Genomic DNA, 22,878 nt, shown 5'->3' on the forward strand with positions numbered 1-22,878 from the left:
CCCCGATGTAACATTGCGCCAGCTCAAAAATCCGATAACTTCACCTGCAAAGCGCGCAATGAATAAAACCCGTCAACAAGAACTGACCCGCTGGTTAAAACAGCAAAGTATTATTTCCCGTCGCTGGCTGACGCTCTCCCGCCTGCTCGGCGTGGTCAGCGGCGTGCTGATCGTCGCGCAAGCCTGGATTATGGCGCGTATTCTGAACCATATGATTATGGAGAATATCCCGCGCGAAGCCCTGTTACTGCCGTTCACCTTGTTGGTTCTGATTTTTATCCTGCGCAGTTGGGTAGTCTGGCTACGTGAACGTGTCGGTTTCCATGCAGGTGCGCATATTCGCTTCGAAATCCGTCGTCAGGTTCTTGATCGACTGCATCAGGCCGGTCCGGCGTGGATCCAGGGGAAACCCGCCGGAAGCTGGGCCACGCTGATACTTGAGCAAATCGATGATATGCATGATTTCTATGCCCGCTACTTGCCGCAAATGGCGCTGGCGGCGAGCGTACCGCTGCTGATTGTTATCACCCTGTTCCCAATTAACTGGGCAGCAGCGCTCATATTGCTGGGTACAGCTCCGTTAATTCCGCTCTTTATGGCAATGGTTGGTATGGGCGCGGCGGACGCCAACCGCCGTAACTTTAAAGCGCTGGCGCGCCTGAGCGGCCACTTCCTTGACCGCTTACGTGGGATGGAAACATTGCGCATTTTTGGCCGGGGCGCGGCGGAAACAGAAAATATTCGTCAAGCCTCGCAGGATTTTCGTAGCCGAACCATGGAAGTACTGCGCATGGCCTTCTTGTCTTCCGGCGTGCTGGAGTTCTTCACCTCGTTATCGATTGCGTTGGTGGCGGTCTATTTCGGTTTTTCCTACCTTGGCGAGCTGAATTTTGGTCACTACGGGGCTGGCGTAACCCTGTTCGCCGGTTTTCTCACGTTAATTTTGGCACCGGAGTTCTTCCAGCCGCTGCGCGATCTCGGTACCTTTTATCACGCTAAAGCCCAGGCGATTGGCGCAGCGGATAGCCTGAAAACCTTTATGGAAGCGCCGCTCGCACATCCGCAGCGAGGTGATCTCACGCTGAAAACCGATGAGCCGGTAACGCTAACGGCAAGCGATTTGCTGCTGAAATCACCCGAAGGCACGGTGCTCGCCGGGCCGCTCAATTTTTCCCTGTCCGCAGGTCAGCGCGTCGTCGTGGTAGGAAGAAGCGGCTCCGGCAAGAGTTCGCTTATCAATGTACTTTCCGGTTTTCTGCCTTATGAAGGTTCATTGCGCGTTAACGGCATCGAACTGAGTGAGTTAGAGCCGGATAGCTGGCGCGAAGCGATAAGCTGGGTTGGGCAAAATCCGCAACTTCCCGCTATCACGTTGCGCGAAAATGTGCTGCTGTCACGCCCCACTGCCAGCGATGCGGAGCTGCAAGCCGTTCTGGATAAAGCCTGGGTCAGTGAGTTTCTGCCACTGCTGCCAGAGGGGCTGGAGACCCAGCCAGGCGATCAGGCGGTACGTCTCTCTGTTGGCCAGGCACAGCGCGTAGCCGTTGCCCGTGCGCTGCTCTCTCCCTGCAAACTGCTGCTACTGGACGAACCTTCCGCCAGCCTTGATGCCCACAGTGAGCAACGCGTGATGCAGGCACTTACCGATGCTTCGCGCCAGCAAACGACCCTGATGGTGACGCACCAGTTAGAAAACCTGGCCGACTGGGATGCTATCTGGGTAATGCAGGATGGCCAGATTATGGAACAAGGCAGCTACGCCGAACTCGTTGCTGCGCAGGGGATCTTCGCGGATCTCCTCGCCCATCGCCAGGAGGAGATTTAAATGCGCGCATTACTGCCTTATCTCGCACTGTATAAACGCCACAAGTGGATGTTGATGCTCGGGGTTATCCTCGCCGTTATCACTTTGCTGGCCAGTATTAGCTTGCTGACGCTCTCCGGCTGGTTCCTCTCTGCGTGCGCCGTGGTTGGCGTCGCGGGGATCTACAGTTTTAACTATATGCTGCCCGCCGCCGGTGTGCGTGGCGCAGCGATTATTCGTACTGCCGGGCGCTATTTTGAACGACTGGTAAGCCATGATGCGACGTTTCGCGTTCTGGAACATTTGCGCGTTTCGACATTCAGTAAACTGCTCCCCCTCTCCCCTGCCGGGCTGGCGCGTTTTCGCCAGGGCGAGTTGCTGAACCGCGTCGTCGCCGATGTCGACACGCTCGATCACCTTTACCTGCGCGTGATCTCCCCGCTGGTTGGTGCACTGGTGGTGATCATTGTTGTTACCCTGGGTTTAAGCGTACTGGACATACCGCTGGCACTGATGTTGGGCGGTATCATGCTGGCAACCTTGATTATCCTGCCGCCGTTATTTTACCGCGCGGGCAAGCCGACCGGCGAAAGTCTGACTGCCCTGCGCGGGCAGTATCGCCAGCAATTAACCAGCTGGCTGCAAGGCCAGGCGGAATTAACCATTTTTGGTGCCAGCCAGCGATATCGTGCGCAGTTAGAAAACACCGAACTTAGCTGGCATGACGCCCAGCGCCGTCAGTCCGATCTGAGTGCTGTCTCGCAGGCCGTGATGCTACTCATCAGCGGCACAGCGGTGTTGGTTATGCTGTGGTTTGCGTCCGCCGATATTGGTGGTAACACGCAGCCTGGCGCATTGATTGCGCTGTTTGTCTTCTGTGCGCTTGCGGCTTTCGAAGCGCTGGCCCCGGTAACCGGTGCATTCCAGCACCTGGGTCAGGTTATTGCTTCCGCCATACGCATCACGCAGGTAACGGAATGCCAGCCGGAAGTGACGTTCCAGCAAAATAGTGTCATCACGCCAACAGATGTCGCCGTGCAATTCGATGCCCTGACATTTAGCTACCCAGGCCAACCGCAGCGTGCGCTGGACTCAATTTCTTTATCGATTGCCGCCGGAGAACATGTGGCAATCCTTGGCCGCACCGGGTGCGGAAAATCCACGTTATTGCAATTACTGACGCGCGCATGGGATCCGCAGCAAGGAGAGATTCGTCTCAATGACCAGCCGCTTGCTAGCTTTGCGGAAGCTGATTTACGCAAACTTATCAGTATGGTGCCCCAGCGCGTGCATCTGTTCAGCGCGACGCTGCGAGATAACTTGCTGCTGGCCTCACCGCAAGCCAATGACGACACACTGAGTGCGATGCTAACCCGCGTTGGGCTGGAAAAACTGCTTGAGGATAATGGTCTGAATGCCTGGCTCGGCGAAGGTGGACGCCAGCTATCCGGTGGTGAACTACGCCGTCTGGCGATTGCTCGTGCGTTATTGCATGATGCCCCGCTGGTGCTTCTGGACGAACCGACCGAAGGTCTGGATGCTGCTACAGAGAGCCAAATTCTTGAATTACTGGGTGATGTGATGAAAGGCAAAACGCTGCTGATGGTCACACACCGTCTGCGCGGACTGGCGCGTTGCGATCGGATAATTGTGATGGACAACGGGCAAATAATTGAGCAAGGTAATCACGCAGCGTTAATGGCGAAACAGGGTCGGTACTACCAGTTTAAGCAGCGTCTGTAGTGACTATTCGTCATTTTGCCGTTTCTGTAACGGCAACGTTAAAGTGGAACGGCCAAAATGACGATAGTAAGTAGGGTCCCTTGTCGCGTTGTGGAGCACAGAAGTCATGCGCCTGGTGCAGCTCTCTCGTCATTCAATCGCTTTTCCTTCGCCCGAAGCGGCGTTGCGTGAACCCAATGGACTGCTGGCGCTGGGCGGCGATCTCAGTCCGGCGCGTCTGTTGATGGCCTACCAGCGCGGCATCTTCCCCTGGTTCTCGCCTGGCGACCCAATCCTGTGGTGGTCGCCCGATCCGCGCGCCGTGCTGTGGCCGGAAACATTTCATATCAGCCGCAGCATGAAGCGTTTTCATAAAACCTCTCCCTATCGCGTAACGCTGAATCATGCTTTTGGTCAGGTGATCGATGGCTGCTCGCAGGATCGCGATGAGGGCACGTGGATCACGCCTGACGTGGTGATGGCTTATCATCGCCTTCATGAGCTGGGGCATGCGCACTCGATTGAAGTCTGGGAAGGTAACGAGTTGGTGGGTGGGATGTATGGCGTGTCACAAGGTGCGCTGTTCTGCGGTGAATCAATGTTTAGTCGCCGTGTAAATGCCTCCAAAACAGCGTTGCTTGTTTTCAGCGGCGAATTTGTACGCATGGGCGGCGAGTTAATTGATTGCCAGGTCCTGAACAGCCATACTGCGTCGCTCGGTGCCATTGAGATCCCGCGTCGGGATTACCTTTTACATCTCGAGAAAATGCGCAAACTTCCGCTCTCTTCCCACTTCTGGGTGCCCCGAACGCTGTTTTCATCGCGCTGACGAATGTTTTCGGCACATTTTTTATCAGGGTGTTATAATGGACGCTCAGAGCAGCTTTTGCCTGTTGCCCCGCCCCACCCGGGAGTTGTTCGTATCAGGGATGCCCTTCGCTTTACTCCACCGCTCCCCTTTACGGTTGCGCTTTTAGCGCGTCCTGGCTGTTGGCGTGAGGGTAACTGGCAAAAGTCGTTTTGCTGCGTTTTATCAGCGCAAATCTTTACTTAACAGACGAACTTCGGCATTATCTTGCCGGTTCAAAAATTATGGTAGTGATACCCCCGAGGATTAGATGGCCAAAGAAGACAATATTGAGATGCAGGGTACCGTTCTTGAAACGTTGCCTAATACGATGTTCCGCGTAGAACTGGAAAACGGTCACGTGGTCACTGCGCATATCTCCGGTAAAATGCGTAAAAACTACATCCGCATTCTGACGGGCGATAAAGTGACTGTGGAACTGACCCCGTACGACCTGAGCAAAGGCCGCATTGTCTTCCGTAGCCGCTAAGATCTTCCATCAGCACAGCTAAGTGCACCTATTTTGAAGGCCGGGTAACCCCCGGCCTTTTGTTTTTCTTACGCCTATCCTTCCTGATTAGACTTTAACCAATAACGACAATTGTCTATAATCAAACCTGACAAATGTCATCACGCGGGAGGAAAAATGAGAACCTGGAGTCCGGATCAAAAACCGGTCGAAAATGCGCTCTGGCGCTTTGCCGGTTTTCCTGCCAACCGAGGGCTAAAACTCGTTCAGATGTTAAACGAGGGCTTGCCTGTCAGCATTCTCGACAATATTCATGAATGGACAGAAATGTCCCGCTCCGACATTCTGCGCGTCACTGGTATTAATGAACGCAATGTCGCGCGTCGCAAAAGCGCCGGCCGCACACTCACGCCGGAAGAAAGTGAGCGCATTGCGCGTTTAGTGAGGGTTGTTGATGCTGCGGTACAGTTTTTCGGTAGCAAAAAAATGGCGTGGAACTGGCTGGAAACCCCCGTTCGCGGCCTTGGTAACGTAGCGCCGATTTCGCTGATTGCCACCGAAAGTGGCGCGCTGGAGGTGACCGACCTGCTCGGCAGGCTGGAGCACGGAGTGTTTGCGTGATCTTTTATCGACTGGTAACGCGCCGCTACGCCAGCGAGGCCTGGACAGGCAGCGGTGCAAATCTTTATGGCGGGCGCTGGAATCACAAGGGTCATCCGGCGGTTTACGTCGCTTCGTCCGTTTCACTTGCCACACTCGAAATGCTGGTACATGTGCACAGCGACACGGTTCTGAACCAGTATGGGCTGTTCAGTATTGAGATCCCTGACAAGGATATTGAACATCTGGATAAGCAATGGCTACCGCCAGACTGGCAGGAAAACCCGGCACCACTTTCGACCATGGATTTAGGTACCGCCTGGCTGGAAGCCAACAGCGCCATCGCACTGGTGCTGCCGTCATGCGTTATTCCGCTTGAGAATAATGCGATTCTGAACCCGCTTCATCCTGCTTTTAATAAGCTGCTAAAAACCGTAAAAGCGCTTCCTTTCTCTTTCGATCCACGCCTGGCAAACCCATAATTTTTTGCAGCTTACCGGACAAATCCATCGCCTGCTAGCCGCGTTGTTCGATGCGCTGGGAGAGCTGGAAATGGTAAAGATCCGCTGGCGCAGCTGCTCAACCGACGCTTTATTCCCACCATCATGCGCCAGGAGATCTCGCTGGCACTGAATGTGCGTAAACCCTTTATTCTGGCAATGCTGGTATCGATCACTGTAAGAGAATCAACGACAGCTTCGGGCACTGCGCGGGCGATACCACGCTCAAAACGGTAGCCGCTGTCATCTACGATCATTTACGCAGTAGTAGTTACGTTTTCCGCTATGGCGGTGAATAGTTTATGGTGCTGCTGGTAGTAGAATTTGACCTGTTACAGGCGAAGATTATTCTTGAAGCACTGCGGCAAAAAATTGCCGCGCTGACAATTGAAGTCGCGCCGGCGCAACACTTTTCGGTCACCGTTAGCATCGGCGTCACCGGGTTCGTTTACCACCCGGATTACAAACGTTTAATTGATAAAGCAGATCGTGCATTTTATGTTGCTAAAAGCCACGGGCGCAGTCGTATCGAAACCAGAGAAATTTGAAGCTGCTTTTGCAGACATAAAAAAACCGGGCTGATGTCGCCCGGTTTTTAGACGTGAACCGCAAAGATTAATGTGCCGCTTCCGGTTTGTGCTTCTGCGCACTCAGGAAGCCATATTCCAGCTCATTTTTCTCTTTATTCAGCGTTACCGTGACCTGGCCACCATCAACCAGCGAACCGAACAGAAGTTCGTTGGCCAGCGGTTTTTTCAGGTTGTCCTGGATAACACGCGCCATCGGGCGAGCGCCCATAGCACGGTCGTATCCTTTCTCTGCCAGCCAGTCGCGAGCTTCCTGGCTGACTTCCAGCGATACGCCTTTCTGGTCCAACTGCACCTGGAGTTCGACAATAAATTTGTCGACCACCTGGTGGATCACCTCAGTCGACAAGTGATCGAACCAGATAATGTTGTCCAGACGGTTGCGGAACTCCGGCGTAAAGATCTTTTTGATCTCTTCCATCGCATCGGTGCTGTTATCCTGGTGGATAAGACCAATGGATTTACGCTCGGTTTCGCGCACCCCGGCGTTAGTGGTCATGACCAGCACCACGTTGCGGAAATCAGCTTTGCGCCCGTTGTTATCGGTCAGCGTTCCGTTGTCCATCACTTGCAACAGTAAGTTGAAGACGTCCGGATGCGCTTTTTCGATTTCATCAAGCAGCAGCACCGCGTGCGGATGTTTGATCACCGCGTCGGTCAACAGACCGCCCTGATCAAAACCAACATAGCCCGGAGGCGCGCCAATCAAACGGCTGACCGTATGACGTTCCATATACTCGGACATATCAAAACGCAGCAGCTCGATGCCCAGCGCTTTTGACAGCTGCACTGTCACCTCGGTTTTACCCACGCCGGTTGGGCCAGCAAACAGGAAGGAACCGACCGGTTTATGGTCTTGACCCAGCCCTGCACGGCTCATTTTGATGGCTTCAGTTAACGCCTCAATGGCTTTATCCTGGCCAAACACCAGCATTTTCAGACGATCGCCAAGATTTTTCAGCGTATCGCGGTCGCTCTGAGAAACGCTCTTCTCAGGAATACGCGCGATACGGGCCACCACCGATTCGATATCCGCCACGTTAACGGTTTTCTTGCGCTTGCTTACCGGCATCAGACGCGCACGCGCGCCTGCTTCGTCGATAACATCAATCGCTTTATCCGGCAGATGGCGATCATTGATGTATTTCACCGCCAGCTCTACCGCCGCACGCACCGCTTTTGCCGTGTAACGTACATCGTGGTGCGCTTCATATTTCGGTTTCAGGCCATTGATAATCTGCACCGTTTCCTCAACGGACGGCTCAGTAATATCAATTTTCTGGAAGCGACGCGCCAGAGCACGATCTTTTTCAAAGATATTGCTGAATTCCTGATACGTGGTGGAACCCATGACGCGGATTTTACCGCTGGAAAGCAGCGGCTTGATCAGGTTTGCGGCATCCACTTGACCACCAGACGCAGCGCCTGCACCGATGATGGTATGGATCTCATCGATAAACAGAATGCTGTTATTGTCCTGCTCAAGTTGTTTCAGCAGCGCCTTGAAACGTTTTTCGAAATCGCCACGGTATTTAGTACCGGCCAGCAGTGAACCGATATCCAGCGAGTAAATTGTGCAATCTGCCATCACTTCTGGCACGTCGCCCTGCACAATACGCCACGCCAGCCCTTCGGCAATCGCGGTTTTACCTACGCCGGATTCACCCACCAGCAGCGGGTTATTTTTACGACGGCGACACAGAACTTGAATCGCACGCTCAAGCTCTTTACCACGGCCAATCAGCGGGTCGATTCCTCCCACACGAGCAAGCTGATTAAGGTTGGTGGTGAAGTTTTCCATACGTTCCTCCCCTCCTGCCTGCTCTTCGCTGTTCACCTGCCCGCTACTGCTGCTGCCAGTGGCGTCAGATGATGGGCCTGGCTCGTCTTTACGCGTGCCGTGAGAGATAAAGTTCACCACGTCAAGGCGGCTTACTTCATGTTTGCGCAGCAGATAAGCCGCTTGCGACTCCTGCTCGCTAAAAATGGCAACCAGCACGTTCGCGCCGGACACTTCGCTGCGCCCGGATGACTGAACATGAAACACCGCGCGCTGAAGAACACGCTGGAAGCTGAGCGTCGGCTGCGTATCGCGCTCCTCTTCACTCATGGGTAGAACGGGTGTGGTTTGTTCGATGAAGGCTTCGAGTTCCTGCCGCAGCGCCACCAGGTCCACTGAACACGCTTCCAGCGCTTCGCGGGCAGATGGGTTACTGAGCAGCGCCAGTAACAAGTGCTCGACGGTCATAAACTCATGTCGGTGCTCGCGCGCTCTGGCGAAAGCCATGTTTAAACTGAGTTCCAGTTCTTGATTGAGCATAGGCACCTCCCCCAAGTTTCATGCCTGCATTCAGGCTCTTTCCAGCGTACACAGCAACGGATGCTCGTTCTCCCTGGCGTACTTGTTCACCATTGCGACTTTCGTCTCGGCAACCTCGGCGGTGAAAACACCGCAAATGGCCCTGCCGTGATAGTGAACCGTAAGCATCAGTTGCGTTGCACGTTCTACATCATAAGAAAAGAACTTTTGTAGCACGTCAATAACAAATTCCATCGGCGTGTAATCATCGTTCATTAACATAACTTTATACATGGATGGCGGTTTCAGCGCGTCGCGCAGTTTATCTTCCGCCAATTGGTCAAAATCCAGCCAGCTATTGCTCTTACCCATCGTTAGCGTTTCATCTTAGGTTACAGTTTCCGGCAGCGTTTAATCGGCCGATTACATGAGTCTAGATGTATTTTCAATCTACATCAGATGTCAGATAACAATCATCTATCGTTGTCATTCGCGACGGCTGTCACATTCCTTTGTAATAGCGTTAACTGCTTCAAAATTTTGATGCGCCGCCTCCCAGAACCCCTGCCAAATGCTTGACGCGTTATACGAATTATCTAAATTGTACAGTCGAGAGTTGGCGAGGTTTTGAACAGCCCGCTAGCTCTACCACCGGTTCATTCCATCTTACTTAAATAAGATTTACGAAGGATGTCGAAGCATGGAAACGGGTACTGTTAAGTGGTTCAACAATGCCAAAGGGTTTGGTTTTATCTGCCCTGAAGGCGGCGGCGAAGATATCTTCGCGCATTACTCCACCATTCAAATGGATGGTTACAGAACGTTAAAAGCCGGGCAGACTGTCCGGTTTGATGTACACCAGGGCCCTAAAGGCAATCACGCCAGCGTCATCGTGCCCGTAGAAGTGGAAGCCATGGCCTGAAGCCTGTTATCACATTGTGTACATGCCGCAGTCAAAATGCCAGCCCAATCGGCTGGCATTTTTATTACTCGCGAGCCAGCGCGTCCACCGGGTCAAGCCGCGCGGCATTACGCGCAGGCAACCAGCCAAACAGTACACCGGTAAACGTCGAACATAAAAACGCCGTTAACAGCGCCACCGGAGAAAAACCAATCTCCCAGCCCGGTAAAAAAAGCTGCAAGGTAAAGGCAATCAACATGGAGAGCGTGACGCCGAGCGCGCCACCGACAAGGCAAACAAACACCGCCTCAATCAGAAACTGCGACAAGACGTCTCCGGCCCGGGCGCCAACTGCCATCCTGATGCCAATCTCACGCGTCCGCTCGGTGACCGACACCAGCATAATATTCATCACACCGATACCGCCAACCAGCAACGAAATGACCGCCACCAGCGTCAAAAACAGCTGAAGAGTACGTGTGGTCTTTTCCGCCGTTTTCAAGACCCCGTCCATATTCCAGACGAAGAAATCTTTCTTACCGTGGCGCAAACTGAGCAACCGCGTGAGCTGCTGTTCCGCCTGTTCACTGCCGTAGCCCTCATTCACCCGCACCGTAATAGAGTTTAGCCAGGACTGCCCCATAATACGCCCGGAGATGGTGCTATACGGCAGCCAGACGCGCAGTATCTTGCTGCTGCCAAACATCGACTGCTTTTCCTCTGCCACGCCAATTACCGTCGCCGGCATGTTGCCAACCAGGATCACCTCGCCGACGACGCTGGCTTTATTGGGAAATAACTGTCGGCGGGTGTTACTGTCGAGCACAACCACCTGCGCCCGGCCTTTCAGTTGCTCGTCATTAAACGAGGCGCCTTCGCTGAACGTCATGCCATACACATTAAAATATTGCCCGCTCACGCCATTGGCGCTCGCCGCCACATCAATATTGCCGTAGCGCAAACGCAGGTTTTGTGAAACGGCAGGTGTGGCAGATTTAACCCAGGGCTGTTTTTGAATCGCCTGCAGATCGTCGTATTTCAGCGCCTGCTGATACTGTGGCTCGTCGTCACCAAAATCTTTGCCGGGATAGACATCAATAGTATTAGTGCCTATCGAACGAATATCCGCCAGCACCAGCTGTTTAGCGGCATCACCGACCACCACAATCGAGACCACCGAAGCGATACCGATAATAATGCCGAGCATGGTCAACAAGGTGCGCATTTTGTTAGCCGCCATGGCGCGCCAGGCCATGGTCAACGCTTCCTGAAAACGGCTGGCGAACTGCCGCCAGCCCCCGGCTTGCGTCATGATCGCATCATGGTTTGCGGGCGCGGCGGCTTCCATTTTGGCTGGCGGATTACTAATTATCTCGCCATCACGAATTTCAATCACTCGCTCAGCCTGCGCGGCCACCTGCGGATCATGCGTCACGATAATTACCGTATGCCCGCGATCACGCAACTGATGCAGGATTGCCATCACCTCTTCGCCTGAGTGGCTGTCGAGGGCGCCGGTCGGTTCATCGGCCAGAATCACCTGGCCACCATTCATCAACGCGCGGGCAATACTCACGCGCTGTTGCTGTCCGCCGGAGAGCTGCGATGGTTGATAATCCGCCCGCTCCCCCAGTCCTAAGCGGGTCAGTAATGCTTTTGCGCGTTCCAATCGCGCTTTACGTTCCGTCCCCGCATACACCGCCGGAACTTCGACGTTCTGCGCAGCCGTCAAATGGGAAAGCAGATGATAACGCTGAAAGATAAAACCGAAATGTTCGCGGCGCAGCTGCGCAAGCTGATCGCTACTGAGCAACGACACATCTGTTCCCGCCACCCGGTAAGTGCCGCTGGTGGGTTTATCCAGGCAACCCAGAATGTTCATCAGCGTGGATTTACCGGAGCCGGATGCGCCAACAATCGCCACCATTTCGCCGGCATTAATGCGCAGCGTGATGCCTTTTAGCACCTCGACCTGTCCATCGCCGGACGGATAACTGCGGCGGATATTATTCAGGTCCAGCAATGCGGTCATTGCGCCGCTCCGCTTTTCTCGCCAATCACCACTTCTTCACCCGCATCCAGGCCTTTTGTCACCACCACTTCCGTATCATTACGTGCGCCCAGCGTCACCTCGCGCTCGCGGGTTTCACCATTACGCAGCACTTTCACTTTGTAACGGTTGTCCCCCACCGGATCGCCAAGTGCTGCCAGCGGGATGGTGATCACGTTTTTCAGACCAGTGAGCTGGATATGCACCTGCGCGGTCATATCAAGGCGCAGCACGCCCTCCGGGTTTGGCACTTCAAAACGCGCATAGTAAAAAATCGCATCGTTGACCTTTTCCGGCGTCGGCAGAATATCTTTCAGCTCGCCTTCATAACGCGTTTCCGGATCGCCAAGCACGGTGAACCACGCTTTCTGCCCAGGCTTCAGGTGGATGACATCCGCTTCGGAAACCTGCGCTTTCACCAGCATCGTGCTCATATCGGCCAGCGTCAGAATGTTTGGCGCTTGTTGCACGGCAATCACCGTCTGCCCCTGCAACGTGGTAATTTGCGTCACTTCACCGGCCATCGGGGCAAGAATACGAGTGTAATCAAGGTTGGTTTTCGCGGTATCCAGCGTGGCCTGGTTACGTTTGATCTGGGCATCAATGGTACCGATTTGCGCTTCTTTTACCGCCACATCCGTCGCCGAGGTGTCCAGATCCTGGCGGGAGATCAAATTGCTTTTCACCAGTTGTTGCTGGCGCGCTAACGTCACTTGAGCCAGCTTCAGTTCTGCTTGCGCCTGACGGCGCTGCGCCCGAAGTTCCATTAAGGTCGCATCCACTTCCTTAATTTGGTTTTCAGCCTGATCGGGGTCGATTACGCCCAGGAGCTGATCTTTCTTCACTTTATCGCCGATATTCACCGACAGCGTTTTTAACTGACCATTTACCTGAGCGCCAACATCAACCTTACGGAGCGCATCCAGTTTCCCGGTCGCCAGCACGCTTTGTTGTAATTCACCTGGCCGCACAATCAGCGTCTGATACTGAACCACCGGGGCATTGAGTTTGCTCCACAACCAAAATGCCGCCAGTAAAACCACCACTGCCAGCACAATCATTACCGTCCTGCGTTTTCCCTTCAGTTTCATAAAAATCCCAGATAATCGGACATGCGGTTTATAGAGGCCAATCTTAACTAAACAGAACATCAACGAAACAAAAACTTCGCATTTTCCCCATTATTCATTTAGACGGCGTTGAGAGAGCAGCTGTTGAAATTGCATCATCTCAGTGATATCCGGATTTCAACAATGTCCTCCATCGCTCAAGCTACTCATGCTGAACTGCCTTTGCCGAAAACCGCCGGGCAGCTCTTCCGTTGTTTAATCTCCGGTGAACTAATGCCAGGCCGCGCCTGGCAGAACCCGGCTTATCGCCGTAAATTTTTGCTGCGTTCGTTGACCACGCCGGTCAGCACCGCCAGCTATCTGGCACGCCTGGTCCAGCAACCTCTCCTGGCGCAGATGCTGCACGTTCAGCCTGGGCTGCCGTGCCGTTTACATCGCCCGTGGCTATCAACCAATATGAACCGTACGCAAACGGCGCAAGCTATTTGCTGGCACTATGAAAACATGATTCGCCTGCTGCCCGCTTCACTCATCAACAGCTATCTCAGCAAAACCGGCCTCACGCTGGCTGTGCTGACCGGTAAAGATGAGCAGGCCTATACGCTGCGGTTGCGTTCAGATTTCATGCTGGATAAAGAGGGTGAAGCGACACTGGTATTCTGCGATGCGCAAGACACTATTCTCGCGGAACTGACTTTTGCATTGTGCCAGTTCACTGGTAAACCCACGCTCTATATTGGTGGGCTGCAGGGCGCGAAAGCGCATGTTCCGCATGAGGCGATTCAGGTAGCGACCAAAGCGTGTCATGGGCTATTCCCGAAACGTCTGCTGGTGGAAACGGCCATGACGATGGCGCAATTTCTGCAAGTGGAAGAGATCCGCGCCGTCAGCAATGAAACACATATCTACCGCAATGCGCGTTATCGCAAGAAAAAACAGGGGCTGCTGCATGCCGATTACAACAGCTTCTGGGAATCGCTGGGTGCCGTTGCCGACCAGCACGGCGACTTCGTGCTGCCGCTGGTGATGCCGCGCAAACCGATGGAAGAGATCGCCAGCAAAAAGCGTTCTGAGTATCGCCGCCGCTACGAGCTGCTCGACAGTCTGCAGGCGCAGACTGCCGCTCACTGCCAGAACTAATCTGCCCGCCCGCGTGCCAGCCAGAGCACGCGGGAAAACATTTTCCGAAACAGATGCGGTACCGACTCCACGCCGCGTCTGCCCGCTTCCAGTGCCACTTCAATCGCCAGATCCGGTTTTGACGAGCGGTGAATTGCTTTGATAATCACCCGCCGCATATTCATCGACACATTTTCCGGTAACTGCGCGATACGGTGATAGACATCGGCGAACCCTTCCCGGTACATAAAATGCTCCATATCCAGCGCCGGCAGTTCCGTCAGATGCTCGCGCGTCTGATCCCTGTCGTTATCGAGCAGGCTGCGCACGGTGGCGGCATACTTCTTCCCGGCTTCGTCGCCATCTACCAGTACATGCCATTCAATGCCCATGCGGCGCGCAAACTTAATGAGCGGCTTTAAGCCTGACTGGGCAAACTCAATAATTTTCACCCCTTCGGCATCGAAATGATGGCCGCACTGGCGCGCCAGTTCATTGATAACCCAGTTTTCCGTCTCCCCTTCCACCAGCAACCAGCAGCGGGCAAACAGGGAAGAAGGCCGGTTAACGCGAATATGAAACGCAATGCGCCGCCCATCTTCGGCGCTTAAACCGCCAGGGCCAAGACGCCAGGCCGCCACACGCGAAGACTCGCGCACCAGGCGACAAACATGTTCAACCGGCGTTAACGACAGCAGCTCACCGGAGTTGGTGGTGGTTATCTTTTGTAGCGGCAGCAAATTCAGCAACTGCCAGGCCACAGAGAGCATGATCGGATGCAGCCGCGTTTCCGGATCTTCCACCAGCAATAGCGGCCGCGCGTCACGGTCGAGATGGACAGAACCTTTCGCCTGCAACAGCGTGGCGAAAAACCCCAGCAGGATAACCCGGTACATCCGCCCGCCGGGCTTATCGATCATGCGGTTAATAATGTCGAGATAGCGCCAGCTGCGTTGCTCATCATGAGAGCGGCGGCGCATCAGGCGCTGGTGCGAAGCGCCGCTACCCTGCTCGGCAAAATAGTGCTCAAGCAATTGCACCATCGCTGACAGCCCGTGGCGTATCTGCGCGTCGGTTAAATTTTGCGGGCGGGAGATCAATTCGTGGGAGAGGAAATCAAGCTGACGCGCGGTGTTTTCCAGCAACGGCGTATCCGGCACGCTGCCGTTACGGATGCGGCGCATAAAGCGCGCATCACGCAGCCGCAGTACCGGCATCAGCCGCACCAGATGGCGGGCACTTTCATCAATGTCTTCCAGCGGCAGCAAATCTCCTTGCGCATCGAGAAAACCGCGTAGCGTCATTACGCTGCCATCGTCGGAAAGCTCGCCTTCATGCCGGTAGAACAGGCGGCGATAACCGTCATTCCCGGCAACCCAACAATCTGCCAGCGGGCGGTAACGCCGCGTGCGGTAGCGTCCGGGTTCGGATTCGCGAAAAGTCAGAATAATATGCAGATGATGTTCCCGCCCTTGCAGATCCCCCGGCGGGAACCAAAAATCATCGCGGACAAAATGGTAGAGATCCGTTTCCGGTGACAGCAGCAGGGTTAACGCGTCCAACAGGCTCGATTTACCCCAGGCGTTTTCCCCAATTAACACGTTGTTCTGCTCAAGCATCAGCGATAAACGATTAATGCCGCGAAAGCCGACAATATCCACGCGCTCCAGAATCATTCTTCCTCCGGCATCTCTGGGCTTTTCCGTCTATTCTTGAAGGAGTATAGCGGGACGAAAAGCGGCAGAACACGCGCTAAGTGCAATATTTCATTGAAATATATGCAGTGGCTCAATCGTTGTAATATTTAAAAAAACGAACCGCGATATTAAATAGCATATATTTCTTATTTACTGACATAAGCAAAAAACTTAACACCAGTTAAAAGCAACAACTTACGATAAATTATCTATTTTAAATCAATTTACTGGTTTTTATAACTGGTTATTTTATTTTGTAACTCCCTACAATACGCACGCTTTTATTCACGCATCCATTGATGTCTGACACACGGCGCGGGTCTGGGCCCGTTTCTGTTTTTATCGAGGTGGCTATGTTTAGAAAATTAGCGGCGGAATGTTTTGGCACATTCTGGCTGGTATTTGGTGGCTGCGGCAGCGCAGTGCTGGCGGCAACGTTTCCGCAAACCGGCATTGGTTTTGCCGGGGTGGCGCTGGCGTTCGGTTTAACGGTCATGACCATGGCATTTGCCGTCGGGCATATTTCCGGCGGTCATTTTAATCCGGCAGTCACACTCGGCCTGTGGGCTGGCGGTCGTTTTCCGGCAAAAGAGGTGGTGGGATATATTCTCGCGCAGCTGGTTGGCGGCATTATTGCCGCGGCAGTGCTCTATTTAATTGCCAGCGGTAAAAGTGGTTTCGATGCGGCAGCCAGCGGTTTCGCCTCTAACGGCTACGGAGAACATTCCCCAGGACATTACTCAATGTATTCCGCCATTATTATTGAGATTGTCCTGAGCTGCGGTTTCCTGCTGGTTATTCACGGTGCGACAGATAAAAACGCCCCTGTCGGCTTTGCGCCTATCGCCATTGGGCTGGCGCTGACATTAATCCATTTGATCAGCATCCCGGTCACCAACACTTCGGTTAACCCGGCGCGCAGCACCGCCGTGGCGATTTTCCAGGGCGGCTGGGCGTTAGAACAGTTATGGATGTTCTGGGTGATGCCGATTATCGGCGGTATCCTCGGTGGCGTTATCTACCGTACGCTGCTGGAAAAACGCGCTTAAGATAAAGACCCGGTTTTGTGCCGGGTCTTTTGCATAATCTTTCTTATTTTTTGCAGCTTTACTCATTTTCCACCTTTGGGTAGTGTGTTCCCCGGTGTTTTCACTTTGCAAGGATTCGGGCGCTTCATGCTTTCAGGACTGTTAATTATTCTTCTGCCGTTGGTCATCGGTTATCTGGTTCCCCTGCGTCACACTGCTGCGCTCAAACTTATCAATAAATTACTCAGCTGGATTGTCTATCTGATCCTCTTTTTTATGGGGATAAGCCTCGCTTTTCTCGATAATCTCAGCGCGAACTTACTGGCGATATTGCATTACTCGGCGGTCAGCGTGGTGGTGATCCTGCTGTGTAACGCCGCTGCACTGCTGTGGCTGGAGCGTACACTGCCGTGGCATCACCAACACCAGCAAGAAAAATTGCCTTCGCGTATTGCGATGGCGCTGGAATCCCTGCGTCTGTGCGGTGTGGTGGTCATCGGTTTCGCCATTGGTCTTTCCGGGGTGGCGTTTTTACGCTACGCCACGGAAGCCAGCGAATACACGTTGATTTTTCTGTTGCTGCTGGTGGGAATTCAGTTGCGTAACAGCGGCATGACGCTGAAACAGATTGTCCTCAACCGCCGGGGAATGATTATTGCCGTGGTGGTTGCTGCCAGCTCGCTGATTGGTGGCGTGATTAATGCGCTGATCCTCGGCCTGCCGCTGAAAACGGGTCTTGCCATGGCATCGGGATTTGGCTGGTATTCGTTGTCGGGCATTCTGCTTACCGAGTCGTTCGGCCCGGTGATCGGCAGCGCCGCCTTCTTTAACGATCTGGCGCGCGAGTTGATTGCCATCATGCTGATCCCGGGTCTGGTGCGCCGCAGCCGCTCTACCGCGCTTGGGTTATCGGGCGCGACCTCGATGGATTTCACCCTGCCGGTCCTCCAGCGCTCCGGTGGCCTGGAACTGGTGCCCGCCGCCATTGTGCACGGTTTTATTCTCAGCTTGCTGGTGCCGCTATTAATGGCCTTTTTCTCTGCCTGATACTTCGTTGGCGGTAGATACCTGCCGCCAAACTTGCGCTAAATCAATATCCCCTTAAATTGCCGACAAAATCGCTTTTAAGCCTGCCGACAGCAGCATAATCTTAAACATGTATTTCAAATATAACTTTAACATAAAGGTGTGACCATGTTTTGTGTGCAATGTGAACAAACCATCCGAACTCCGGCGGGCAACGGCTGTGCGTACGCGCAGGGGATGTGCGGTAAAACTGCCGAAACCTCCGACCTGCAGGATCTATTGATTGCCGCGTTACAAGGGCTCTCCGCCTGGGCCAGCAAAGCACGTGAGTACGATCTGATTGACCATGAGATCGATAACTTCGCGCCGCGCGCCTTCTTCTCTACCCTCACCAACGTTAACTTCGATTCCGTGCGTATTGTCGGCTACGCGCGCGAGGCAATCGCCAAACGTGAAGCGCTGAAAGCGCTCTGCCTCGCTATCGATGCGAATGCCCACGTCGATAACCCGATGGCCGACCTGCAACTGGTCAGCGACGATCTCGGCGAATTACAGCGCCAGGCGGCAGAGTTCACGCCGAACAAAGACAAAGCGGCGATTGGCGAAAACATCCTTGGTTTACGTCTGCTCTGCCTGTATGGCCTGAAAGGCGCGGCGGCCTATATGGAACACGCCCATGTGCTGGGCCAGTACGACAACGATATCTACGCCCGTTACCACAAAATCATGGCGTGGCTGGGTACCTGGCCTTCTGATATGAATGCCCTGCTCGAATGTTCAATGGAAATTGGCCAGATGAACTTCAGCGTGATGAGCATTCTGGATGCCGGTGAAACCAGCACTTACGGTCACCCGACGCCGACTCAGGTCAACGTCAAAGCCGTTGCCGGGAAATGCATCCTGATTTCCGGCCACGACCTGAAAGATCTCTACAACCTGCTGCAACAAACCGAAGGCACGGGCGTAAACGTCTATACCCACGGTGAAATGCTGCCGGCGCACGGCTACCCGGAACTGCGCAAATTCAAACATCTGGTCGGTAACTACGGTAGCGGCTGGCAGAACCAGCAGGTGGAATTCGCCCGCTTCCCTGGCCCCATCGTCATGACGTCCAACTGCATTATCGACCCGACCGTTGGTTCTTATGACGACCGTATCTGGACGCGCAGCATCGTCGGCTGGCCGGGTGTCAACCATCTGGAAGGCGACGACTTCGCCCCGGTGATCCGCCAGGCGCAGCAAATGTCCGGCTTCCCGTTCAGCGAAATCGAACACCTGATCACCGTCGGTTTTGGTCGCCAGACGCTGCTTGGCGCGGTGGATTCACTGATTGATTTGGTGAGCCGTGAAAAATTGCGTCACGTCTTCCTCGTTGGTGGCTGTGACGGTGCGCGCGGTGAGCGTAACTACTTTACCGACTTCGCCACCCAGGTGCCGGATGACTGCCTGATCCTGACGCTGGCCTGTGGTAAATACCGCTTCAACAAACTCGACTTTGGCAACATTGAAGGTCTGCCGCGCCTGATTGATGCGGGTCAGTGTAACGATGCTTACTCAGCCATCATCCTGGCGGTGACGCTGGCGGAAAAACTGGGCTGTGGTGTTAACGATCTGCCGTTGTCGCTGGTGCTCTCCTGGTTCGAACAAAAAGCGATTGTTATCCTGCTGACCCTGCTCTCGCTGGGTGTGACGAATATTGTCACCGGGCCGACGGCCCCGGGCTTCCTGACGCCGGATCTGCTGGCGGTGCTGAATGAGAAATTCGGCCTGCGCCAGGTCACGACCGTGGAACAGGATATGCAGCAGTTGCTGAGCGCATAAGGAGCTAACGATGACCATGCCAACCCCTCAATGCCCGTGGCGTATGCAGGTTCACCATATCCAGCAGGAAACGCCGGATGTCTGGACACTGTCGCTGTTGTGCCACGATTACTACCCCTATCGCGCCGGGCAATATGCGCTGGTGAGTATCCGCAACAGCGCGGATACGCTGCGGGCCTACACCATCTCTTCAACGCCGGGCGTTAGCGAATACATCACGCTGACCATCCGCCGTATTGATAATGGCGCAGGTTCTCAGTGGCTGACACGGGAAGTAAAACGCGGCGATTATCTGTGGCTTTCCGATGCGCAGGGGGAATTCACCTGCGATAACGAACCGAACGATAAGTTGTTGCTGCTGGCGGCAGGGTGCGGTGTGACGCCGATTATGTCAATGCGTCGCTGGCTGGCACATTACCGTCCGCATGCTGACGTACAGGTGATCTTCAATGTGCGTTCGCCGGAAGACGTGATTTTTGCCAATGAATGGCGTGATTACCCGGTCACGCTGGTGGCAGAAAATAACGCCACGGCGGGCTTTGCCGCTGGCCGTCTGAGCCGCGAGTTGCTGAGCCAGGTGCCGGAACTGGCGGCGCGCACAGTAATGACCTGCGGCCCGGCGCCGTATATGGATTGGGTTGAAAGCGAAGTCAAAGCGCTTGGCGTGACGCGTTTCTTTAAAGAGAAATTCTTTACCCCAGTGGCTGAAGCCGCAACCAGCGGGCTGAAATTCAGCAAACTCTCGCCGATGAAAACCTTCTACGCGCCAGTGGGCAGCACGCTGCTGGATGCGCTGGAAAGCAATAAAATGCCGGTCAATGCCGCCTGCCGCGCCGGTGTCTGCGGTTGCTGTAAAACGCAGGTAGTTTCCGGTGAATACACCGTCAGCAGCACCATGACGCTAACGGAACAAGAGATTGCCGACGGCTTCGTGCTGGCCTGCTCCTGCCACCCGCAAGGCGATTTAGTGCTGGCATAATCTGCAACAAAAAAGCGCCCCTCATCCGAAGGGCGCTCTTTCTTAAACCGTTTACTTCCAGGCAGGTGCGACGGAGTAACGACCCGCACCGATAAACGCAATCACCAGCGCCGCAATAAAGTAATACACCATGCTCTCAATCGCCCATGCGCCAGTCGCATCCAGCGATCCGGTTTTACCCACGCCAACCAGCAGCCAGGCCACAATCATGGTGAATGCCAGCACCAGCGCAGCAGGACGCGTCAGTACGCCGAGGATAATCAGGATCGGGCACAGCACTTCGCCAATCAGCACGCCATAAGCGATGAAACCGGGAAGCCCCTTCGCCGCCAGCATCCCCGCAATTCCATCAATACCGCCAATTAATTTGTGCAGCCCGTGAAATAACATCAGCCCGCCGACCATCAAACGCAGCAGCAGACGGCCAAAATCTTCATGCGAAAACATCTTATTAACTGAGTTTAACAATGATTTAACCATTTGAAATGATTCCTGTTTTCATCGACCCGTGTCAGACTATTCCGATCTGTAACAAAAATAAACCCCTGTTTTATAAAAGCTCATTCTAAATCCGCTTTGTGACGCATTCATTGTCTAAGCTTGTAAGCAAGATCACAAAAAGGAGCGTCGTAGATGAAACAGACAGTGGCCGCGTATATCGCCAAAACGCTGGAGCAGGCAGGCGTAAAACGCATCTGGGGTGTAACCGGCGATTCCCTTAACGGCTTAAGTGACAGCCTGAACCGTATGGGCACCATCGACTGGATGCCGACCCGTCATGAAGAAGTCGCCGCCTTTGCTGCCGGCGCAGAAGCACAACTCACCGGCGAGCTGGCCGTCTGCGCGGGTTCGTGCGGGCCAGGAAACCTGCATTTGATTAACGGCTTGTTCGACTGCCACCGCAACCATGTTCCGGTGCTGGCCATTGCCGCTCATATCCCTTCCAGTGAAATCGGCAGCGGTTATTTCCAGGAAACCCATCCGCAGGAGCTGTTTCGCGAATGCAGCCACTACTGCGAACTGGTGTCAAACCCGGAACAGATACCGCAGGTGCTGGCGATCGCCATGCGCAAAGCCATTCTCAACAAAGGCGTGTCGGTGGTGGTACTGCCGGGTGATGTCGCGCTGAAACCTGCACCGGAAAGCGCCAGCAGCCACTGGTATAGCGCCCCGCAGGCGGTTGTTACCCCTGCCGAGCAGGAGTTGCACAAGCTGGCGCAACTCCTGCGCTATTCCACTAACATTGCGCTAATGTGCGGCAGCGGCTGTGCCGGGGCGCATAAAGAGTTACTGGCGTTTGCCGGTAAGCTGAAGGCGCCGATTGTCCACGCCATGCGCGGCAAAGAACATGTGGAGTACGACAATCCCTTTGACGTGGGAATGACGGGCTTAATTGGCTTCTCATCGGGTTTCCATACCATGATGAATGCCGACACACTGGTGCTGCTCGGCACTCAATTCCCTTACCGCGCGTTCTACCCCACTGATGCGAAAATAATCCAGATCGACATTAATCCGGGGAGCCTCGGTGCGCACAGCAAAGTAGACATGGCGCTGGTGGGCGATATCAAAGCCACGCTTGCCGCTCTGTTACCGTTGCTGGAGGAGAAAACCGAGCGCAAATTCCTCGACAAAGCGCTGGAGGATTATCGCCAGGCGCGCAAAGGGCTGGATGATCTGGCAAAACCGAGCGAGAAAGCGATCCATCCGCAATATCTGGCGCAGCAAATCAGCCACTTCGCTGATGATGACGCCATTTTCACCTGCGATGTCGGTACGCCAACCGTCTGGGCTGCACGTTACCTGAAAATGAATGGCAAACGCCGCCTGATTGGCTCCTTTAACCACGGTTCGATGGCCAATGCTATGCCGCAAGCGCTGGGCGCTCAGGCCACATTCCCACAACGGCAAGTGGTTGCGCTGTGTGGCGACGGGGGTTTTAGCATGCTAATGGGCGATTTCCTGTCGGTCGTGCAGATGAAACTGCCGCTGAAAATTATTGTTTTTAATAACAGCGTGCTCGGTTTCGTAGCGATGGAGATGAAAGCGGGCGGCTACCTGACGGATGGCACAGAACTGCAGGATACCAACTTTGCGCGTATCGCCGAGGCCTGCGGCATTACCGGTATTCGCGTGGAAAAATCGGTCGATGTTGACGACGCGCTGCAACGCGCCTTTTCGATCGATGGCCCGGTGCTGGTGGATGTCACCGTGGCGAAAGAAGAGCTGGCGATCCCGCCGCAAATCAAGCTGGAACAGGCCAAAGGCTTTAGCCTCTACATGATGCGCGCCATCATTAGCGGGCGCGGCGATGAGGTAATCGAACTGGCGAAAACCAACTGGCTCAGGTAAAACAGAG

At 54.3% G+C, this 22,878-nt stretch carries 19 protein-coding genes and 1 pseudogene; 14 read left to right on the forward strand and 6 right to left on the reverse strand.

The window, feature by feature from the left end; genetic code table 11:
- Positions 1-58 precede the first annotated feature (58 nt).
- The 7 genes and pseudogenes from cydD to M8Q36_RS21915 all read left to right on the forward strand — a co-directional run.
- Positions 59-1,825 (forward strand): heme ABC transporter permease/ATP-binding protein CydD, encoded by a 1,767-nt coding sequence (cydD, locus tag M8Q36_RS21885; protein WP_249882358.1) that lies wholly within the window; start codon positions 59-61, stop codon positions 1,823-1,825.
- Complete coding sequence (gene cydC, locus M8Q36_RS21890; protein ID WP_249882359.1) at positions 1,826-3,547, forward strand: heme ABC transporter ATP-binding protein/permease CydC; 1,722 nt, start codon at positions 1,826-1,828, stop codon at positions 3,545-3,547.
- A 106-nt stretch (positions 3,548-3,653) separates the two neighbouring features.
- Positions 3,654-4,355, forward strand: coding sequence for a leucyl/phenylalanyl-tRNA--protein transferase (gene aat / locus M8Q36_RS21895; RefSeq protein WP_249882360.1), 702 nt, complete (start codon positions 3,654-3,656; stop codon positions 4,353-4,355).
- A 289-nt stretch (positions 4,356-4,644) separates the two neighbouring features.
- A complete protein-coding gene (gene infA / locus M8Q36_RS21900) occupies positions 4,645-4,863 on the forward strand; it encodes a translation initiation factor IF-1 (protein ID WP_001040187.1) in 219 nt (72 codons plus the stop codon).
- A gap of 156 nt (positions 4,864-5,019) precedes the next feature.
- On the forward strand, positions 5,020-5,463 hold the full coding sequence (locus tag M8Q36_RS21905; protein ID WP_249882361.1) for an Xre family toxin-antitoxin system antitoxin: 444 nt from the start codon (positions 5,020-5,022) through the stop codon (positions 5,461-5,463).
- A complete protein-coding gene (locus M8Q36_RS21910; protein WP_249882362.1) occupies positions 5,460-5,924 on the forward strand; it encodes an RES family NAD+ phosphorylase in 465 nt (154 codons plus the stop codon). The genes M8Q36_RS21905 and M8Q36_RS21910 overlap by 4 nt, the downstream gene beginning before the upstream one ends.
- Positions 5,925-5,931: 7 nt before the next feature.
- Positions 5,932-6,490 (forward strand): annotated as a pseudogene (locus M8Q36_RS21915) (GGDEF domain-containing protein); the annotation flags it as partial.
- Positions 6,491-6,557: 67 nt separating this feature from the next.
- Here M8Q36_RS21915 and clpA read toward each other — a convergent pair.
- Both clpA and clpS read right to left on the reverse strand, forming a co-directional pair.
- The gene (clpA, locus tag M8Q36_RS21920) at positions 6,558-8,849 is read right to left on the reverse strand and encodes an ATP-dependent Clp protease ATP-binding subunit ClpA (RefSeq protein WP_249882363.1); all 2,292 of its coding nucleotides are present in this window, start codon (positions 8,847-8,849) and stop codon (positions 6,558-6,560) included.
- Between the two features lie 30 nt (positions 8,850-8,879).
- The gene (clpS, locus tag M8Q36_RS21925; protein ID WP_017456164.1) at positions 8,880-9,200 is read right to left on the reverse strand and encodes an ATP-dependent Clp protease adapter ClpS; all 321 of its coding nucleotides are present in this window, start codon (positions 9,198-9,200) and stop codon (positions 8,880-8,882) included.
- Positions 9,201-9,528: 328 nt separating this feature from the next.
- Here clpS and cspD point away from each other — a divergent pair, with 328 nt between their 5' ends.
- Positions 9,529-9,750 (forward strand): cold shock-like protein CspD, encoded by a 222-nt coding sequence (gene cspD / locus M8Q36_RS21930; RefSeq protein WP_007374119.1) that lies wholly within the window; start codon positions 9,529-9,531, stop codon positions 9,748-9,750.
- Positions 9,751-9,814: 64 nt separating this feature from the next.
- On the opposite strand, the gene macB is transcribed toward cspD, so the two are convergent.
- Together macB and macA are read right to left on the reverse strand one after the other, a co-directional pair.
- The gene (gene macB, locus M8Q36_RS21935; RefSeq protein WP_249882364.1) at positions 9,815-11,761 is read right to left on the reverse strand and encodes a macrolide ABC transporter ATP-binding protein/permease MacB; all 1,947 of its coding nucleotides are present in this window, start codon (positions 11,759-11,761) and stop codon (positions 9,815-9,817) included.
- Positions 11,758-12,870, reverse strand: a complete 1,113-nt coding sequence (gene macA, locus M8Q36_RS21940) for a macrolide transporter subunit MacA (protein WP_249882365.1) — start codon at positions 12,868-12,870, stop codon at positions 11,758-11,760. The genes macB and macA overlap by 4 nt, the downstream gene beginning before the upstream one ends.
- A gap of 162 nt (positions 12,871-13,032) precedes the next feature.
- Here macA and M8Q36_RS21945 point away from each other — a divergent pair, with 162 nt between their 5' ends.
- Positions 13,033-13,989, forward strand: a complete 957-nt coding sequence (locus M8Q36_RS21945) for a VirK/YbjX family protein (protein ID WP_249882366.1) — start codon at positions 13,033-13,035, stop codon at positions 13,987-13,989.
- Here the strand turns inward: M8Q36_RS21945 and M8Q36_RS21950 are convergent.
- Positions 13,986-15,644, reverse strand: a complete 1,659-nt coding sequence (locus M8Q36_RS21950; protein WP_249882367.1) for an ATP-dependent endonuclease — start codon at positions 15,642-15,644, stop codon at positions 13,986-13,988. The two genes, M8Q36_RS21945 and M8Q36_RS21950, sit on opposite strands and share 4 nt — an antisense overlap.
- A 374-nt stretch (positions 15,645-16,018) precedes the next feature.
- On the opposite strand from M8Q36_RS21950, the gene aqpZ reads away from it, so the two are divergent.
- The 4 genes from aqpZ to hcr all read left to right on the forward strand — a co-directional run bounded on the left by aqpZ (position 16,019) and on the right by hcr (position 20,519).
- Positions 16,019-16,714: an aquaporin Z gene (aqpZ, locus tag M8Q36_RS21955; RefSeq protein WP_020457212.1), complete on the forward strand. Its 696-nt coding sequence runs from the start codon at positions 16,019-16,021 to the stop codon at positions 16,712-16,714.
- 126 nt (positions 16,715-16,840) lie between these two features.
- Positions 16,841-17,740 carry a LysO family transporter gene (locus M8Q36_RS21960; protein ID WP_017456157.1) on the forward strand — a complete coding sequence of 300 codons (900 nt, stop codon included), beginning with the start codon at positions 16,841-16,843 and terminating at the stop codon, positions 17,738-17,740.
- 147 nt (positions 17,741-17,887) lie between these two features.
- Positions 17,888-19,540 (forward strand): hydroxylamine reductase, encoded by a 1,653-nt coding sequence (hcp, locus tag M8Q36_RS21965; protein WP_249882368.1) that lies wholly within the window; start codon positions 17,888-17,890, stop codon positions 19,538-19,540.
- A gap of 10 nt (positions 19,541-19,550) precedes the next feature.
- Positions 19,551-20,519 (forward strand): NADH oxidoreductase, encoded by a 969-nt coding sequence (gene hcr / locus M8Q36_RS21970; protein ID WP_249882369.1) that lies wholly within the window; start codon positions 19,551-19,553, stop codon positions 20,517-20,519.
- 51 nt (positions 20,520-20,570) lie between these two features.
- Here the strand turns inward: hcr and M8Q36_RS21975 are convergent, their stop codons facing one another.
- Positions 20,571-20,999: a DoxX family protein gene (locus M8Q36_RS21975; RefSeq protein WP_175272596.1), complete on the reverse strand. Its 429-nt coding sequence runs from the start codon at positions 20,997-20,999 to the stop codon at positions 20,571-20,573.
- A 153-nt stretch (positions 21,000-21,152) separates the two neighbouring features.
- Here M8Q36_RS21975 and poxB point away from each other — a divergent pair, with 153 nt between their 5' ends.
- Positions 21,153-22,871, forward strand: a complete 1,719-nt coding sequence (poxB, locus tag M8Q36_RS21980) for a ubiquinone-dependent pyruvate dehydrogenase (protein ID WP_249882370.1) — start codon at positions 21,153-21,155, stop codon at positions 22,869-22,871.
- The last annotated feature ends 7 nt before the right edge of the window (positions 22,872-22,878 follow it).

It is taken from the genome of Kosakonia sp. R1.Fl (assembly GCF_023516815.1).
Classification (GTDB): Bacteria; Pseudomonadota; Gammaproteobacteria; order Enterobacterales; family Enterobacteriaceae; genus Kosakonia.

What these genes read in the sequence shown, in the direction of transcription:
- cydD (WP_249882358.1), top strand. Translation starts at nt 59, where the DNA reads ATGAATAAAACCCGTCAACAAGAACTGACCCGCTGGTTAAAACAGCAA.
- cydC (WP_249882359.1), top strand. Translation starts at nt 1,826, where the DNA reads ATGCGCGCATTACTGCCTTATCTCGCACTGTATAAACGCCACAAGTGG.
- aat (WP_249882360.1), top strand. Translation starts at nt 3,654, where the DNA reads ATGCGCCTGGTGCAGCTCTCTCGTCATTCAATCGCTTTTCCTTCGCCC.
- infA (WP_001040187.1), top strand. Translation starts at nt 4,645, where the DNA reads ATGGCCAAAGAAGACAATATTGAGATGCAGGGTACCGTTCTTGAAACG.
- M8Q36_RS21905 (WP_249882361.1), top strand. Translation starts at nt 5,020, where the DNA reads ATGAGAACCTGGAGTCCGGATCAAAAACCGGTCGAAAATGCGCTCTGG.
- clpA (WP_249882363.1), bottom strand. Translation starts at nt 8,849, where the DNA reads ATGCTCAATCAAGAACTGGAACTCAGTTTAAACATGGCTTTCGCCAGA.
- clpS (WP_017456164.1), bottom strand. Translation starts at nt 9,200, where the DNA reads ATGGGTAAGAGCAATAGCTGGCTGGATTTTGACCAATTGGCGGAAGAT.
- cspD (WP_007374119.1), top strand. Translation starts at nt 9,529, where the DNA reads ATGGAAACGGGTACTGTTAAGTGGTTCAACAATGCCAAAGGGTTTGGT.
- macB (WP_249882364.1), bottom strand. Translation starts at nt 11,761, where the DNA reads ATGACCGCATTGCTGGACCTGAATAATATCCGCCGCAGTTATCCGTCC.
- macA (WP_249882365.1), bottom strand. Translation starts at nt 12,870, where the DNA reads ATGAAACTGAAGGGAAAACGCAGGACGGTAATGATTGTGCTGGCAGTG.
- M8Q36_RS21945 (WP_249882366.1), top strand. Translation starts at nt 13,033, where the DNA reads ATGTCCTCCATCGCTCAAGCTACTCATGCTGAACTGCCTTTGCCGAAA.
- M8Q36_RS21950 (WP_249882367.1), bottom strand. Translation starts at nt 15,644, where the DNA reads ATGATTCTGGAGCGCGTGGATATTGTCGGCTTTCGCGGCATTAATCGT.
- aqpZ (WP_020457212.1), top strand. Translation starts at nt 16,019, where the DNA reads ATGTTTAGAAAATTAGCGGCGGAATGTTTTGGCACATTCTGGCTGGTA.
- M8Q36_RS21960 (WP_017456157.1), top strand. Translation starts at nt 16,841, where the DNA reads ATGCTTTCAGGACTGTTAATTATTCTTCTGCCGTTGGTCATCGGTTAT.
- hcp (WP_249882368.1), top strand. Translation starts at nt 17,888, where the DNA reads ATGTTTTGTGTGCAATGTGAACAAACCATCCGAACTCCGGCGGGCAAC.
- hcr (WP_249882369.1), top strand. Translation starts at nt 19,551, where the DNA reads ATGACCATGCCAACCCCTCAATGCCCGTGGCGTATGCAGGTTCACCAT.
- M8Q36_RS21975 (WP_175272596.1), bottom strand. Translation starts at nt 20,999, where the DNA reads ATGGTTAAATCATTGTTAAACTCAGTTAATAAGATGTTTTCGCATGAA.
- poxB (WP_249882370.1), top strand. Translation starts at nt 21,153, where the DNA reads ATGAAACAGACAGTGGCCGCGTATATCGCCAAAACGCTGGAGCAGGCA.